Origin of the sequence: uncultured Sphingomonas sp., from assembly GCF_964243315.1 — a bacterium.
In the GTDB taxonomy this organism is placed as follows: Bacteria; Pseudomonadota; Alphaproteobacteria; order Sphingomonadales; family Sphingomonadaceae; genus Sphingomonas.
This window is the reverse complement of the sequence record NZ_CAXTEM010000027.1, coordinates 26,118-41,638: the sequence shown is the minus strand read 5'-3', so window position 1 is coordinate 41,638 and position 15,521 is coordinate 26,118. Positions and strand designations below refer to the sequence as shown.

The window sequence follows — 15,521 nt, the reverse complement described above, 5'->3', positions numbered from 1 at the left end:
ACGACCGCCCATTCGAGTCGGTCGGCGTCGCGCCGCCGCCGTTCGACAGGAAGCTTGCCGCGTCGCGGATCTCGGTCATGCTCTCGAACGGGGTCATCGAGATGTCGCCGCCATTTCCAGTGTCGTCACCGTCAGGGCCGTTGGCGAGCATGTTGACGCCCGCGCAGACGAGCTCGACATGGCCCAGTTCCTCGGCGGTGATCGAGGCGACCAGGCTGTAGAAGGGGCGGAGCTTCGACTTGGACTTGAAGTTGAAGCTCTGGAACATGTAGTTCCCGAGCGTCGACATCTCGCCATATTTACCGCCGAGCAACTCGCGCAGCGCGGCGGCGGCATTGGGATCTTGCTTTGTAGGATCAGGCAGGTTCGCCTGCAACTTATCGACGCGCATGAACATGGGGCTTCTCCGGCTGTGAGAAGGGTCAACGGCTCGCCAACGAGAACGGCCGCGTGTTTATTTACCATCCCGTCGGATAAAAGTGGCTACTGGTCAGAGCGTTGCACCGGTTCGGGCTCCGGGAGTTCGACTCTGAGATCGCTTAATTACTGAAGAAGGAGGGTCGTCGAGCTGACATACAACCGTGAAATCGGGGCGGAGAAGCCCGACGGTTTGGATCTCCAACACGCTCTTAAAGCATGTCTCATCGACCGCTTCTTTGTTCTAGTTCGATGCTGTTACGATGATCGCGATCTCACCCGCGGCTGGGGCGTGGACGGCCTTTCGGAGGGCGCGTGTCAGAGCGGCGTTGTCCACCAGCGGGCACACTTCCCGGGGCGCGAGAGTCCTGCCGAGCGGGTTTGACCTGAACGCTCTTGGCTTCAGCGACTACGTAGCCGTCCTTCTGCAGCTTAGCGAAGGCATCTCGGACGCTGGATGATACTGCCGACCTCACTGCGTCGGGCAGGTCTTCGAAGGCCGTATTCGCGTGAATGGCGTTCACATCTCGCAGCAAGGCGTTCGGCAGGCCCTTTGACGATGCTCTTAGCGCAATGATTGCGTCGACGACGGCGGCGTTGATGATGTCGTGCACGGTCTCGGTTGCTGATCTCGTCATGCGAAGTGCAACGCAGTTCGACGATTAAGGATCAGGCGTGCCGCACGATTGAGCTAACATCGTGTACTGGAGCCCTCGGACGCACCCACGGATCAGGGTTTGAGGTCGAGGCAAGCCCGAGGACAAAGGTGAGCCGGATGCGGGTTGGCGCATGAGCAGCTTACAGAAGCACGCTTCCGTGAACGTAGCATACACGACCGGTTCTCGTTCGAACCTACCTTCACAAGCCGCCAGCGACATGCAACCTGTGGAGACCGGCTCGTGTCGATTGACAGTACCCCGTTAGCAGTCGGTCGCGATCGCCACCAAATCGCCTTAATGGTACAACATGCCCGGTAAATGATCGGTGCGTCGCGGCGGATCGCGCGCTCGGAGGTTCACAGATGAGGAACGCCATGCGGTTTGCGCCCTTGCTTGCCTGGCTTGTCGCCATCGCCGTGCAACCGGCTTTGGCCGAGGCTCCTCCGAGCTTGCGTTCGCTGGAAGAGCGGCTTGCGTCGATGGCTCGGGAGAACCCGGGCGAGTACGGCATCGCCGCGCTGGATCTCGCGACCGGGGAGACGGTCAGCTTCAACGGCCATCAGGCGTTTCCGATGGCTAGCACCATGAAGATCGCGGTCGCCGCGGCGTACCTGTCGGAGGTCGATGCGGGACGGCGCACGCTGGACGAGGCTGTGTCCGGCGTGCCTGCATCCACCTTGATGGACGCGATGATAACGCGCAGCGACAACCGCGCGACCGACCTCCTGATGGGAACGCTCGGCGGCCCGCAAAGCATCGACGCCTGGCTGCGGGCGCGTAGCCTTGCCGGGATGCGCGTCGATCGCACCATCGCGCAGCTCTTGAGCGACCGAAGAGACCTGCGCGATGTCCGGGATTCCAGTACGCCGGTCGCCATGCTTGGTCTCCTGCGCCTGATCGACACCAATGATGCCCTGAAGCCGGAGAGCCGGCGTCTTTTGCTGGGGCTGATGGCGCGCTGCGCCACCGGCTCGAACCGCATCCGCGGAATCTTGCCGCCGGGTGCCACCGTGGAGCACAAGACGGGCACGCTGTCGGGCTATACGGGCGATGTCGGCTACCTCACCACGCCCGCGGGGCGGCGCATTGCGGTGGTGCTGTTCGCACGCGGCGGCTCGAACCGGCCCGCCATCATCGCGACCGCTGCGCGGGCGATCTACGACGCGTTCCAGGCCGGGAGCCAGCAGGCGTCCGCCTATTCGAAGCCGCAAGGTGCACGGCCGCTCGGGATCGCAGCGCCGATCCATTCGTCGACAGCAACGGACCTCTCTCGACAGGCGGCTTCACCCGTCCCGGTCGCGATCGAGTAGCCGACCGGACTGCGTGTGTGTATCCGGCAGTTAGCTGCCACGTAGTCATAGCGTGGCGTTCCTGGGCACGCCTGTTCTGGTAATCGGCGGATGGAGCGGTGTTGGCTTTGTCTTAGCCGGAACACCGAGTTCTTTACCAGTTCAGAGCGGCTTATCGTTCGCTCGGAAGCGAACGACACGGTATAGATACCACAGGAAGATAGCTGCCATGATCGCGGTGCTGGCCGGGCCCAGGTAACGCTCGACCTGCTCGTAGCGGCTGCCGAGTGCATAGCCGGCGAGACCCAGGGCCGAAGTCCAAGCCCCGGCACCACCCAAGGTGAGCGCGACGAAGCGCGGCAGCGACATGTGAAACAAGCCTGCGGGAATGGATATCAGCGTGCGAATCCCGGGCACGAGGTGGCCGAGCGGCACCGCCCAGCGGCTATGCGCTTCGAACCACCTATCCAGGCGATCGATATCTTGGCGGGACAGCGTGATCCAGCGGCCATGGCGGTTTGCCCATCGCTTCAATCGCTCTTCGCCGAGCCGCCTTGCCACACCGTACCAGAAGAGCGCGCCTGCCGTTGTCCCCAGTGTTCCGGCGATCAGCACCCCGACGATGCTGAGCTCGCCATCCGCGGCAGTGAACCCGGCCATGGGCATGATGACTTCGGAGGGGAGGGGCGGGAAGAGATTTTCGAGGAACATCAGCAGGGCGATACCGACATAGCCCATTTGCTCGATCAGGCGAGTGATCCACTCCGTCATCGTCGATCTCCGGTGAGTGCCTGGGTCTTTGGCCGGTCTGCCGGCGCAGCGGCGAAATACCGTGCCAGTGGCATGATCATGTCCGCGGGAACCCGACGCGCTATCGTCGGCATGACTGCATGGGGCTTGCGCGCATCCACAATCGTCTCGTCGCCACGCCATCGCTCCAGGCGATCGGCGAGGTACATCACGCGCTGACCGTGGATGACCGGGTACGGGTTCGCCCTAGCGGGTGAGTGACAGCCGAGACATGCGGGGAGTTGGCGCTCCGGCAGGCCTTCAAGGGCAATCCGGCGTGCCTGCGCACCGATACTGCCGTTGGCTACGCGCACGCCTAAACCGGGTTGAGCGGCGAAGTGCGTAGCCAGTTCGCGCATCTCGCCCTCGGTCAGCGTCGCCGCGGCTTGACGCATGATCGCGCTGGAACGCGTACCAGCGGCGTAGCTCTTCAGGGCGGCATATAGATATCCCGGCTTCTGCTGCCCAAGCACGGGTATGTCGGGCTGACCGCGTCCACGCCCATCGGTGCCATGACAGCCGGTGCATCTGGCCGCGAGGCCGAGAGCTGCCTGCGGAACGTGCGCGTCGACGCCGCTAACGAGCGAGCGATAGGTCGCTGGTGTCATCCCCGGCAGCGCGCGGACGAAAGCAACCATGCGCCGGATCTCGTCGGGGCGATCCTTCGCCGCCCAAGCCGGCATGCCGCTGAACTTAACCCCATGTTCGAGGATCCAGTAGAGGTGGCGATCGGTCCATTGCTTGGCGTTGATCTGGAGGTTCGGCGCGGGCGGTGTCGCCGCCTGCATGACCGGAAGCGGCCGGACCCCCGGCGCGCCGTGACACGACGCGCAGCTCTGGGCGAAATGGCCGGCGGCGCTGACCAGCTCCTGGCTGGCGATCACGTCCTTGGGGGTGGTGAGGGCCGACTGGGTCTTGACGGCGTTGCGCATCGTCCAGTGCAGGAACCAGTCGGTGATCTTCCAATGCCCGGAGGACGCGGCGATCGGTACGAACCCGGACCAGGCGACCAGCATCCCTGCCGCGATCAATCCGAGAAGCGTCATGACGACACGGACCCACGTCACGCGAACGGTCACGACCGTTCCTCCCGACCGGACAGGATGGTGCCGAGCATCGCCAACGCGCCGACCAGATAGCTGCCTGCGCCGACCAGCAGCATGACGACTCCGCCCAGTTGCTGGTCGTCTAGCGCATTCGGCCCATGCGCCATGCTCGCGTAGAGCGGGCGGGGTGCCAGCGCGATCAGCGCGCCCAGCAAGGTCATGTGCATGGTCGTCAGTAACAATGCGGCGACTCCGGCCGCGCGGCGTTCGGCTCCTGTTCCAAGCACCGCGGCCCAGAGCAGCAGTCCAGCGGCGAGGAACATCGCCTGCTCCGCGACGAGCCCTGCGAAGGACGACTGCGCCAGCGCGCGCGCGGGTGGCAGGTGCCAACCCCAGACCACGACCAACTCGGCCAGCGACATGGCGAGCGGCGTCACCAGCCGCGGCCAACGCATCGCCGGGTCGAGCAGCGTCCCGCCCAGCCCCCAGGCGAGCAGCGGCGCTGCGACCGCGACAGCCAGCATATGGCCGACCATGTGCCCGGTCATGCCTCCACCGCCGGCGGACGCCCAGCCGAAAGGCAATAGGACCGTGCCCGCGATGAGGCTCGCGCGCCTCACCGGCAGTCGCCGATGAACAGAACGGGCAGGGCGGTGAACACGACTGCGACGAAGCTGAGCCCTGACAGCAGCATCGTGGAATAGGCGATGAAGCGAAGCCGGTCGCTGTCTGTACCATGCTCGTGCGGCGGTGCCGTTCCCGGCGTGCACGACTGGACGAGGGCAATGATCCCCGAAGCCAGGATCACGACGAGCGCGAGCGCGGTGCCACCCCAGAAGACTAATGGGAAGCGCGAGAACCCGCCGGTTTTGGCGCACTGCACAGATACCCACAGATAGGCGAAGAGAAAGTGCGCCGCCCAAACAGTCGGCGGCACGATCAGCGTCCACAGCGTGGCCTTAAGCCCGCGGACGCGTTCGGGTAGGCCGGGCTTCACGCCACCCCCGGGAACAGACCGATCGTCGGGAACGCGACCAAAGCAGTGAGCGCCATGAAGTGTTGGAACACCGTGATGTTTCGCAGATCAGCATCGTGGGTCGGGGTCATTCGCCCCGCCAGGCTGCGTGCCAGCGTGTAGCCTTGCATGATCGCTCCCGTCACCGAATGCGCGGCGGCCCAACCGGCTAGCGTCCAAACGATTGCCGGATAGGCGTGGAGAGCCGGATCGAGACCGCTCGCCCACGGGCCAGCGAGCCCCGCCGCCGCGCCTCCAAGGGAAAGAACGATTCCAGCCGCGAGGAGCAGGCGTGCGGCCGCTACCCCGCCCCGCTTGTTGATCTCGCGGGCGGCCAGCGTCGCGGCCCAGCCCGCTAGCGCGAATGCCAAAGCCATCATCGGCCAGAATGCGCCCGGGCCGTTCAGCCCCGGCCCTGCGGGTGGGAAGTCGGGGCGGGCAGTCCAGTAGAAATAATAGCCGAACACCAGCCCCGAAAAAGCCGTAGCGTCCGCCATCATCGTGATGAACATCGCCCACCAGCCCGGCGCGACCGGGCCGGAGACGTAGAGCGGCACCTCGAGGCCATGCCCGATCGCCTTCATCGGCTTTTCGGGGATCTCGGCAGTGGTCCACAACCAGCGCAGGACCAACCCGATCGTTGCCACGCCGCTCAGCAGGGCGGTCCAGTAGAAATGATACGTCGTCAGGATGAAAACGCCGCCGAGGGCCATCGCCGTCAGCATCGGCAGGAAGCTCGGCGTGCCGAGACGGATGACCAGTTTAGGTCGGGCGTCCAGCACCGAGGTGACCATCGTTTCGCGCCGTCCTTCCTCCGCGTCGGGAAGGAAGAAGCGGCCTTCATCGACCTTGCGCACGAAATCGGGCTGGTCCCAGATCGGATAGCGCGTCTCGATCAACGGCACCGATCGGATGCCCCAGTTCTCGTCCTCGGGCAGCGCCAGCCATTCGAGCGTCCCAGCGTCCCACGGATTGCGCTTTCCCTTGGCGCGGCGGGGGGAAAGCGCGAGGTCGAGGACGACCACCGCGACGCCAGCCGCGAACAAATACGCGCCCAAGGTCGAAGCGAGATTGAGCCAGCCGATGTTTAGCTCCGCCGGATAGGTGAAAACCCGGCGCGGCATGCCCTCCAGCCCCGAGAAATGCATCGGGAAGAAGGTCAGGTTCGCACCCGCGAACAGCATCCAGAAGGCGGTGCGGCCGAGCCGGTCGGACAGCTTCTTCCCCGTGACCAGCGGCCAGTAATAGTAGAGTCCGGCGAACAGCGGCATCACCGTGCCACCGATCAGCACATAGTGAAGGTGCGCGACGACGAAATACGTGTCGTGTGCCTGCCAGTCGAACGGCGCCACCGCGACCATCACCCCGGTAAGCCCGCCGATGACAAAGATGGCGAGGCTGCCGGTCGCATAGAGCAGCGGCGTCGACCAGACGACACGCCCCGCCCACAATGTCGCGATGAAAGCGAAGATCTGCACGCCCGTCGGGATCACCACCGCTTCGGATGCTGCGGAAAAGAACGCGAGGCTGATCTTCGGCAGCCCGGTCGCGAACATGTGGTGCACCCACAAGCCGAAACTCAGAAACGCGGTCCCGACCGCCGCCAGCACGATCCAGGGATAGCCGAGCAGGTGGATGCGCGCGAACGTCGGAATCAGCATCGCGAACAGGGCGATCGACGGCAGGAACACGATGTAAACCTCGGGGTGCCCGAAGATCCAGAACAGGTGCTGCCACAGCAAAGGATCCCCGCCCTTGGCCGCGTCGAAGAACGGCCAGCCGAGCAAACGCTCCATCTCGAACAGGATGTCTCCCGCGATCAGCGGCGGGAACGCGAACAGGATCATCACCGCGACGACCAGGATATACCAGGCGTAGAGCGGCATCAGGTTGAGACGCATGCCCGGCGGACGGCATTTGAGCACGCCCACGATCAGTTCCACCGCCGCCGCGACAGACGAGACCTCGATGAAAGACAGCCCCAGCATCCAGATGTCGGCGCCAAGCCCAGACAGGTCGGTGCGGGTCGTCAGCGGTGGGTACATGAACCAGCCGCCGTCCGGCGCGGCGTCGAAGAAGATCGACCCGGATACGAACACGCCGCCGATCAGGAAGCTCCAATAGCCGAAAGCCGAGAGGCGCGGGAAGGGCAGGTCGCGTGCGCCAAGCAGCTGCGGCAGGAGGATGATCGACACCGCCTCGAACATCGGGACGGCGAACAGGAACATCATCATCGAGCCATGCAGCGTGAACAGCTGGTTGTACGTGTTGGCGGTGACGAGCTCGTTCATCGGCGCCGCGAGCTGAGTGCGCATGATCAGCGCCAGCACGCCGGCGAAGAGCATGAACGAGAAGGCGGTCAGCACGTACCAGACGCCGACGACATTGTTGTTGGTGTCGCTCCAGCGTCGCAGCCAGCCGGTCGGCGCCGCCCAGACCGCACGCAACCGCTCCTCCTGGCCCGCGCGGACCATGGGATCGTTCTGGTCGGGCGCGGTCACCTGAGCTCCTTCAGATAGCGGGCGATAAGCGTCGCGTCGCGGGCTGGCATGTGCGCGAAGGCGGGCATGCGGACACCGGGCTTGACGTCTTCCGGATGGCGGATGAAGCTCGCTACCGCGGCCTCCGTTTGCGGCAGGATGCCTGCGCCGACGGTTCGGCGGTCACCGAAATGGGTGAGGTCGGGTCCGATCGTGCTCGCTGGGCCATGGCCCCGGATCGCATGACAGCCGCCACAGCCATAGCTGTCGAAGAGCGCCCGACCGCGTGAGGAAGATGCGAGCGCGGGACGCCGCTGCGCGGCCAGCCAACGATCGAAATCAGCGGGCGGCATCGCGACGACCTCGAACGCCATCAGCGCATGAGAAAGCCCGCAGAATTCGGTACAAACGCCGCGATAGCGTCCGGCCTTTGTCGCTAATACCGGCAAGCGGTTCACCCGGCCGGGGATCATGTCCATCTTTCCCGCCAAGCCAGGGATCCAGAAGCTGTGGATCACGTCGCCGCCGCTGAGCTCGAACAGCACCGTGCGCCCGACCGGGACGCGAACCTCGTTAGCGGCCGCCACGACGGCCGCGCCCGGCGCGCGGTACCGCACGCGAAACCAGAACTGTTCGCCCACCGCCTGGATCCGGAGGTCGGCCGCGTTCACCGTGCGCGGCCTCATGGTGGGAAGGGAGTAGATCAACAGCGCCGCCAGTACGGCCGCTGGTACGATGCCGCCGAGCCAAAGAATCAGCCGCATCCCGCCGTCGGTCGTCAACTGTCCTTGGGGAGCGCGCGTCGCATGCCGCGCGAGCGCAGCGACCGAAGCGGCGATGACCACCGCGCCAACGACCAGGGCGATCGTGATCGATCTAATGCCCTCCGCCTCCGCACCGAAGGGGGCCAGCGCAGATTGGTGTCTGTTGCATCCGGCGACGAGCGCGGCTGCCGCGACGGCTATTGGCGGTGTGCGCAGAAACCTCGTCATTGCGGCTAGGCTAGACGGGAGAGATTGTACCCGTCTAGCGCGAACGTTTCGGCGCCTTCGGTCGGGGAACCTGCCGACGTACAACGCCTAAGCGCTAGAGCAGCGTGTAGCGCGGTCCGAAATAGGTCTGCGGCCTCGACGCGACGAATCTTAGCAGGATCCTGCAACCTTAAATTGCCCGCGCTCGCGTGGTGATAGTCGCCGGCAGATGTACGATCATGCCTGTCGATCGGAACTTTCGAAAATGAAGCATCAACTTGCAATCGAAAAACGCAAAGCGGTCATCTGTCTGCTCGGCTGAGCTTGCTAGATCGATCATCATCGCGCTTTTCGATTCCGTGACGCTGACTTTGTTGTTCCAAACTGGATTAAGCCACCTCTGACTGCGCTGACCCACCTCGGCTTGCGGCACGCTCGGTCAGGCTGGCTGACCGTTCCCGCCGGTCGAGCCGAAGATTTGTCCGGTCGAATAGCTCAACGCGGGGTCGGCTGCGGCAACGTAGAGTGCTGCGATCTCGGCAGGCTGACCTGCCCGCGCCATCGGCGAGTCGCCGCCGAAGTTTCGTAACTTCTCGGGCGTCGCCCCACCGCTGACTTGAAGCGGTGTCCAGAACGGACCCGGCGCAACCGCGTTGACGCGGATACCGCGGCTGGCGAGCTGCTTGGCCATGCTCTTGGTAAAATTCAGCACCGCGGCGCGGGTGAGGGCGTAATCGACGATGTCAGGCGATGGATCGCCGGCCTGTTCAGACGAGGTGTTTACGATGACCGCGCCCGCACTCATGCGTTCGAGTGCTGCCTTGGTCAGCCAGAAAGGCGCGTAGACATTGGTCTTCAGTGTATCGTCGAAATCCTGGCTTGAAATCGCCGCTATATTCGGACGGGTTTGCTGACGAGCCGCATTGTTGATCAGGATATCGAGCCCGCCGAGCTGCTCGCTCGCTTGTTGCACCAGTTGACGGCAAAACCGCTCGCTCCGCAGATCTCCCGGGAGAGCGACCGCCTTGCGACCTTCTGCGCGGATCAACGCAATGACCTCGCGGGCGTCAGGTTCTTCGGCCGGAAGGTAGTTTATCGCGACGTCTGCGCCTTCGCGCGCATAAGCGATGGCTGCAGCGCGGCCGATGCCGCTGTCCCCACCGGTAATCAGGGCTTTCTTGCCCGCAAGCTTGCCCGAACCCTTGTAGCTCGTTTCTCCATGATCCGGCCGCGGCGTCATCTTGGAGGCAAGACCTGGCCAAGGCTGCCGCTGTACAGGGTAAGGGGGCTTGGGATAGGCGGCGGCAACAGGCGTCGTCGCGGCAGTACCGCCGCCGGTCTGTGTCGCGGCCTTGGCGGTCGTCGCGGCAAGAGCACTGGCGGTCATTGCTGCCCCGGCCACGAATGTGCGGCGCGTGGTGTCGGTCATGCTCATAGCTCCCAAGAAGATCATCACTTAAAGAGATAAGTGCCTGCTTCTGTTCCGAATCGCTGATGTCGCTGGAAAGCGAGCGTTCGCCGTTGCTAGTCATGTCCAGCGCGACGAACGTTCAGTCAGCGACGTGGCAGCAAGCCCACATCAGCCGTCTCGGATCGTCGAGAATGTTGCCCTTCAGCCCGATCGACGCGGCTAACTCCCCGTGAGGGACATCGGATAGGCTCTGCATCGTCCTCGTAGCGGAAGTTGGCCTCCATCACCCGCTGCTCCCACCTCGCCTCGCCGAAAATTGCCATTGTTGAACAAGCGAACGTTCGTTCTTCCGTACAAAATGATGAGCCGAGTCCGAAACAATAGGCACGAAATTGGCGCAAGGCAGTTTGCGAGATGAGACGTCAGCACGCTTGACGACGGGAGATGCTGCTCCGCAGCGAGCAAAGTTAAGGACAATCGATGAAGCGATTACATGTTCTTGCAGGTGTGGGCATTCTCACCTTGCTCGCCGGGACTGCGGCGATCGCGCAACGCGCCGCTGCTCCGCTGACCCAGGTAGCGAGCTTCGATCATCAGGTGACAGGCGTTGCCGTCACCACCGACGGACGCCGTTTCGTCAACTTTCCGCGCTGGACCGATGACGCGCCGATCTCTGTCGCGGAGGTGATGAACGACGGGTCGCTCAGGCCCTATCCCGATGCCAAGTGGAACGGATGGCGGAACGCCCGGGCCAACGAACTGGGCGTTGCCGATCATTTCGTGTGCGTGCAGTCGATCGTCCCGGACGGCCATGGCAATCTTTGGGTGCTCGATCCGGGCGCGCCGGGGAACGAGAAGATCATGCCGGGCGCACCCAAGCTGGTGAAGGTCGACCTTCGATCGAACATGGTGGCGAAGGTGATCCCAGTTCCCGAGGACGTCGCGCTGCAGGGTACCTACCTCAACGACATCCGGTTCTCGCCCGACGGCCGCATCGGCTACATCACCGATAGCGGTGCGCGCGGTGCGATCATCGTCGTCGATCTGGAAAGCGGCACGAGCTGGCGCGCGCTCGACGGACATCCTTCCACTCAGGTCGACAAATCGGTGATGGTGGCACTCGACGGCAAGCCGCTGCGCCGCCCTGACGGCCGCCAGCCGATGTTCGCCGCCGACGGCATCGCGATCTCGAACGACGGTAAGACGCTGTTCTTTCAGGCCCTCACCGGCCACACCCTCTATTCAATCGACACCGATCTGCTGCGTCAGGATGTCCCCGACGCGCAGCGCGCCACCGGGGTCCGGCGCGTCGCCACGACCCATGTCGCGGATGGCTTGTGGATGAGCAAGGCGGGCGTGCTCTACCTGACCTCGCCGACCGACTATTCGATCAAGCGGCTAAGTGGCACGACTGTGGAGACCGTGCTGACCGACCGGCGGCTGCGGTGGCCGGACACCTTCTCCGAAGGTCCGGACGGCCTAATGTATGTCACCGCCAGCCACATCCAGGACACCAACTGGTTCAAGCCAGGCGCGTCCGCCTCGATCCGCACGCAGCTTTTCTCGTTTGCGCCGGTCCGCTGATCACCAGGCACTAGGAGCAGATATGACCGCCACCAGCAGCCGCCCGTTCGCCGTCACCGGTGGCATGAACAAAATCGGTATAGAGCTTTCCTAGGAGTTCCTCGCCACCGCGACCATCGCTGCTTGATCGATCAATCTCGGCGCTAGTTGGAGGCTCGGTCGTTCACGCACAGGTCAACTCAATTACTCGCTTTTTTCGGTCGAAAACGATCGAGGAGCAGCGTGAAAGGTAATCGCTGCCCAGCGAAAGCGTGTCGCTACGGGGGTCGCGCTTGTTGCCCTTTGCGGTAACGACGATGTCCTCCGGATCGCCGCTCTCTCCTGGTACGCTGGCCACGGATGATCGGTCACTCGTCCGAATACCTAAGCTGCCGATCGCGAGCGTTCCGAGTTGAAGTGGCTGTTGCAAAGTAAGCGTTCGCACGGGCCGGCGGACGCCGAAGAAAATCTCTGTCGGCACAGCGTCTCCTGAGATTACGCCCCCGTTCTGCCGAGCAAGTCGTCGACCAGCGCCTGCTGTCACGAGCGAGCGTGCGTGATGCGGATCGAAGCACACCCGCATCGGCTTACCCTCGACTGCGATTAGTCCAAAGATGGCGCTCAGCTGGCCCGCAGCCCCAGACGATAGGGCATCCCTTTCCATCGGAAGGGCAATTGTTTTCTCGCCAGGCATCGCATCGCGCAACACGAAGCGGACGATTTCTTCTAAGAAGCCGCCGGGTCCGACACTCCCGTCAGCGCCGTCCAGAAAAGGCACTTCACTCCAACCAACACGGGTTTTGGCGACACCGCGGCCAAAATCCACTTTTACGGATTGGCTGCGAACCGGCACCAGCGTCCGGCCGACAAGATAGCTAATATCGTCGGGAGACCCGCGCTTCATTTTCGAACCGGCCTTTGCTGCCAGCTGCCGTCTGATGAGTGGAATGCCCGGAGCTGCGGGATCAATCCTAAGTGCGGCCAGTTTGCCATTGATGCCAACGCGGATGATCCCATCACCCTTAACTATAACCTCGTTCTGGTCTTGAACCGTCGCCAGCGGGATAAGCTTCGCTGTTTTGCGCATGGCATCCGGCTTGCCCGCCGATAAGACAGGCATTTTCCTCACCATCATCGTGTCGATCTTGGACTTAGCCAAGTTAATCAGTAGGCCATGCCTGTTCTTGGCGAACGATTTCACGTCTACCTCCACGCTACCGAGTAGGCCCGATACTACTGCAAAGCCGTTATCGACCTTGGTGATCGTACCCACGACCAGACCTGCCGCGTCACGGACTTCTCGTCCTTGCGAGACGTCTTTCGGTTTAGCGGGTTTGGAACGCGCCAGGCGCGCAGGGCCTTCAATCTGGTCGTCCAACCTCTTATAATTTCTCTGAAGATCGAGCCACCGATCTGCCGCGTCGCCGCCCATCGCTTTCATGTCAACCGCAGCTGACCCGGGCGCCGTTTGAGCTTGTGCCGAAGTGATCGGCATGACAGCCAGAGCCGCGGCCAATACTTGGCGCTTATTCATCTGCAACCTTCCCCTATTTCTTCCAGCCTATCGGCCGCACCGACTTGAGGCAATCTGCTACCGGCCCGTCCCTCGCTTGCAGTGCCGCTCTTTTGCGAACCCTCGAACGACATGCAAATCGATCATCAACTGCAAGATAGATGATTTTTCTGGCGCGCGCCTAAGTGCTGTTGTCGCACACGCGACGGTCGGGGGCTGAAATCCGCGGAGAATTGAGGTAGTCCGCATGCGGATATTCAACAAATAATCAGCGGAGGCAGACCGAACACACCTAAGTCGTTCTGCGACTGGTGACCCCTACGGGAATCGAACCCGTGCTTCAGCCGTGAAAGGGCCGCGTCCTAACCGCTAGACGAAGGGGCCTGCGCCGGTGGATGCCGGTTAGGCGAGGTCGGGCGGGGGGTCAAGTCGATCATTCGGCCCAGGCGGCGTCGTCGAGGTGGAGTTCGGCGGCGGGGCGGCTGGCCCAGTCGTCGATCTTGGCGCGGCCGGCGAGCCATAGGCGGCGATGCGGGGCGGCGCCGAGCAGCGCCTGGCCGAGCGCGGTCTCGGCGGAGCGGAACGCCATCGCCTTCAGACTGCGGCCGTCGTCGCCCGCGACGATCGCGCGGACATGGCCGTTGCCGACGATGTCCGCCTTCACGACGCGCACCGGGCCCGCGGCGATGCGGGGGGAGGGCCAGCCCATGCCGTAGGGGCCGCCGACCTCGAGCGATTCGACGAGGGCTGGGTTGACCCCGCCCGGCGCGAGGACCGCGTCGAGCAGCAGCGCACGGTCGCCGCGGGCGACATCGACCGCTTCCGCGAGGCGGGTTTCGAGGAAGTCGGCGAAGGCGGGGATCTCGTCGGCGGCGATGGTTAGCCCGGCGGCCATCGCGTGGCCGCCGCCGGCGACCAGCAGTCCGTGATCTTTGGCGGCGAGCACCGCACCGCCGAGGTCAATGCCCGGGATCGATCGACCCGATCCCTTGCCAACGCCGTGTTCATCGACCGCGATGACGATCGCGGGGCGGCCGAGCTTCTCCTTCAGCCGCCCGGCGACGATGCCGATCACCCCGGGGTGCCAGCCGAACCCGGCGACGACCGCGATCCGGCGATCGCCCTCGGCGAGCGCCTCGGCGGCTTCCTGGACGTTGCCCTCGATCTGGCGGCGTTCGTCGTTGAGGCGGTCGAGCTCGGCGGCGATGACGCCGGCCTCAATTGGATCGCGCGTGGTGAGCAGCCGGACGCCGAGATCGGCGCGGCCGACGCGACCGCCGGCGTTGATCCGCGGTCCGAGCGCGAAGCCGAGATCTGTCGCGGTCGGCGCGCGGGTGAGCCGGGACGCCTCGATCAGCGCCGCGAGCCCGATGTTGCGGCGTTGCGCCATGACCTTCAGTCCTTGCGAGACGAAGGCGCGATTGAGGCCGCGGAGCTGCGCCACGTCGGCGACGGTGCCGAGCGCGACGATGTCGAGCAGGTCGATCAGACGCGGCTCGGCGCGACCGGCAAAATAGCCGCGGGCGCGCAAGGTACGGACCAGCGCGGCGGCGAGCAGGAAGCAGACGCCGACCGCGGCAAGATGGCCGTGAGCAGCGCCGTCGGTCTCGTCGAGGCGGTTGGGATTGACCAGCGAATGCGCGACCGGCAGCGCGGCGGCGCATTTATGATGATCGACGACGATGACGTCGACCGGCGCGGCGTGCGCCATCGCGAGCGCCTCGAATGCCTGCGCGCCGCAATCGACGGTGACGATCAACGAGGCGCCTTCGGTGGCGAGGCGGACCAGCGCTTCGCCCGAGGGGCCATAGCCTTCGAGCAGGCGATCGGGGATGTAGGGGCGGGCCTCGATCCCGAGATCGCGCAGGACGAGGATCATCAGCGCGGCGGAGGTGGCGCCGTCGACGTCGTAATCGCCGAACACCGCGACGCTCTCGCCCGCCTGTACCGCGTCGGCAAGGCGATCGGCGGCACGGTCCATGTCGCGGAAGATCGACGGATCGGGCATGAACCCACGGATCGACGGAGTGCGGTGCTGATCGAGCGTCTCGCGCAATGCGCCGCGGGAGAGGAGAAGCTGGGTGACGAGGTCGTCTCCGCCGAACCCATCGCGCGCATCGGCGGCGAGTGCGCGCCACCGCCAGGGTTGGCCGAGGATCGAGCGGGTGATGCCGAGGACGGAAGTCATCGGGCGCTCATAGAGGCTGGGCGGGAAAAGTCACAAAAGTCACACCTATACGCGTGCGCGGGAGGTGGGCCGGTGGGAGCAGAATGCAGGCGTGGCGGGTAGCGGCGGTCATCGGCGGGCATGTGGCGGATGTGGCAGGGTGCGGGCTTGTAGGACAGGGTAGTGATCGGTGCCGGGTCG

12 protein-coding genes and 1 tRNA gene are annotated in these 15,521 nt (G+C 64.3%); 2 read left to right on the top strand and 11 right to left on the bottom strand.

The features are described from left to right. The coding region (locus tag ACFE77_RS09750; RefSeq protein ID WP_375421445.1) for a manganese catalase family protein at nt 1–397 on the bottom strand (397 nt) is incomplete at its 3' end. Between the two features lie 1,041 nt (nt 398–1,438). On the opposite strand from ACFE77_RS09750, the gene ACFE77_RS09745 reads away from it, so the two are divergent. After that, nucleotides 1,439–2,386 carry a serine hydrolase gene (locus ACFE77_RS09745; protein ID WP_375421444.1) on the top strand — a complete coding sequence of 316 codons (948 nt, stop codon included), beginning with the start codon at nt 1,439–1,441 and terminating at the stop codon, nt 2,384–2,386. A gap of 141 nt (nt 2,387–2,527) precedes the next feature. On the opposite strand, the gene ACFE77_RS09740 is transcribed toward ACFE77_RS09745, so the two are convergent. The 7 genes from ACFE77_RS09740 to ACFE77_RS09710 all read right to left on the bottom strand — a co-directional run bounded on the left by ACFE77_RS09740 (nt 2,528) and on the right by ACFE77_RS09710 (nt 10,095). Further along, the gene (locus tag ACFE77_RS09740) at nt 2,528–3,136 is read right to left on the bottom strand and encodes a DedA family protein (protein WP_375421443.1); all 609 of its coding nucleotides are present in this window, start codon (nt 3,134–3,136) and stop codon (nt 2,528–2,530) included. Further along, entirely contained in the window at nt 3,133–4,233 is a 1,101-nt protein-coding gene (locus ACFE77_RS09735) for a c-type cytochrome (RefSeq protein ID WP_375421442.1), read from the bottom strand. Before ACFE77_RS09735 ends, ACFE77_RS09740 begins: the two co-directional genes overlap by 4 nt. Next, complete coding sequence (locus ACFE77_RS09730) at nt 4,230–4,820, bottom strand: cytochrome c oxidase assembly protein (protein WP_375421441.1); 591 nt, start codon at nt 4,818–4,820, stop codon at nt 4,230–4,232. Before ACFE77_RS09730 ends, ACFE77_RS09735 begins: the two co-directional genes overlap by 4 nt. Continuing rightward, nucleotides 4,817–5,197, bottom strand: coding sequence for a hypothetical protein (locus ACFE77_RS09725; RefSeq protein ID WP_375421440.1), 381 nt, complete (start codon nt 5,195–5,197; stop codon nt 4,817–4,819). The genes ACFE77_RS09730 and ACFE77_RS09725 overlap by 4 nt, the downstream gene beginning before the upstream one ends. Beyond that, a complete protein-coding gene (locus tag ACFE77_RS09720) occupies nt 5,194–7,689 on the bottom strand; it encodes a cbb3-type cytochrome c oxidase subunit I (protein WP_375421446.1) in 2,496 nt (831 codons plus the stop codon). Before ACFE77_RS09720 ends, ACFE77_RS09725 begins: the two co-directional genes overlap by 4 nt. A gap of 23 nt (nt 7,690–7,712) precedes the next feature. Beyond that, a complete protein-coding gene (locus ACFE77_RS09715; RefSeq protein WP_375421439.1) occupies nt 7,713–8,687 on the bottom strand; it encodes a c-type cytochrome in 975 nt (324 codons plus the stop codon). A gap of 418 nt (nt 8,688–9,105) precedes the next feature. Next, nucleotides 9,106–10,095 carry an SDR family oxidoreductase gene (locus ACFE77_RS09710; protein ID WP_375421438.1) on the bottom strand — a complete coding sequence of 330 codons (990 nt, stop codon included), beginning with the start codon at nt 10,093–10,095 and terminating at the stop codon, nt 9,106–9,108. Nucleotides 10,096–10,557: 462 nt separating this feature from the next. On the opposite strand from ACFE77_RS09710, the gene ACFE77_RS09705 reads away from it, so the two are divergent. Beyond that, on the top strand, nt 10,558–11,661 hold the full coding sequence (locus ACFE77_RS09705; RefSeq protein ID WP_375421437.1) for an L-dopachrome tautomerase-related protein: 1,104 nt from the start codon (nt 10,558–10,560) through the stop codon (nt 11,659–11,661). Between the two features lie 163 nt (nt 11,662–11,824). Here ACFE77_RS09705 and ACFE77_RS09700 read toward each other — a convergent pair whose 3' ends face one another. The 3 genes from ACFE77_RS09700 to recJ form a co-directional block, all read right to left on the bottom strand. Next, nucleotides 11,825–13,174 carry a hypothetical protein gene (locus ACFE77_RS09700; protein ID WP_375421436.1) on the bottom strand — a complete coding sequence of 450 codons (1,350 nt, stop codon included), beginning with the start codon at nt 13,172–13,174 and terminating at the stop codon, nt 11,825–11,827. Nucleotides 13,175–13,462: 288 nt separating this feature from the next. After that, nucleotides 13,463–13,537, bottom strand: a tRNA-Glu gene (locus ACFE77_RS09695). 49 nt (nt 13,538–13,586) lie between these two features. Next, complete coding sequence (gene recJ, locus ACFE77_RS09690; RefSeq protein ID WP_375421435.1) at nt 13,587–15,341, bottom strand: single-stranded-DNA-specific exonuclease RecJ; 1,755 nt, start codon at nt 15,339–15,341, stop codon at nt 13,587–13,589. Nucleotides 15,342–15,521: the final 180 nt, after the last annotated feature.

Coding starts and splice junctions, on each gene's coding strand:
- ACFE77_RS09745 (WP_375421444.1), top strand. CDS start 1,439: ATGAGGAACGCCATGCGGTTTGCGCCCTTGCTTGCCTGGCTTGTCGCC.
- ACFE77_RS09740 (WP_375421443.1), bottom strand. CDS start 3,136: ATGACGGAGTGGATCACTCGCCTGATCGAGCAAATGGGCTATGTCGGT.
- ACFE77_RS09720 (WP_375421446.1), bottom strand. CDS start 7,689: ATGGTCCGCGCGGGCCAGGAGGAGCGGTTGCGTGCGGTCTGGGCGGCG.
- ACFE77_RS09715 (WP_375421439.1), bottom strand. CDS start 8,687: ATGACGAGGTTTCTGCGCACACCGCCAATAGCCGTCGCGGCAGCCGCG.
- ACFE77_RS09710 (WP_375421438.1), bottom strand. CDS start 10,095: ATGACCGACACCACGCGCCGCACATTCGTGGCCGGGGCAGCAATGACC.
- ACFE77_RS09705 (WP_375421437.1), top strand. CDS start 10,558: ATGAAGCGATTACATGTTCTTGCAGGTGTGGGCATTCTCACCTTGCTC.
- ACFE77_RS09700 (WP_375421436.1), bottom strand. CDS start 13,174: ATGAATAAGCGCCAAGTATTGGCCGCGGCTCTGGCTGTCATGCCGATC.
- recJ (WP_375421435.1), bottom strand. CDS start 15,341: ATGACTTCCGTCCTCGGCATCACCCGCTCGATCCTCGGCCAACCCTGG.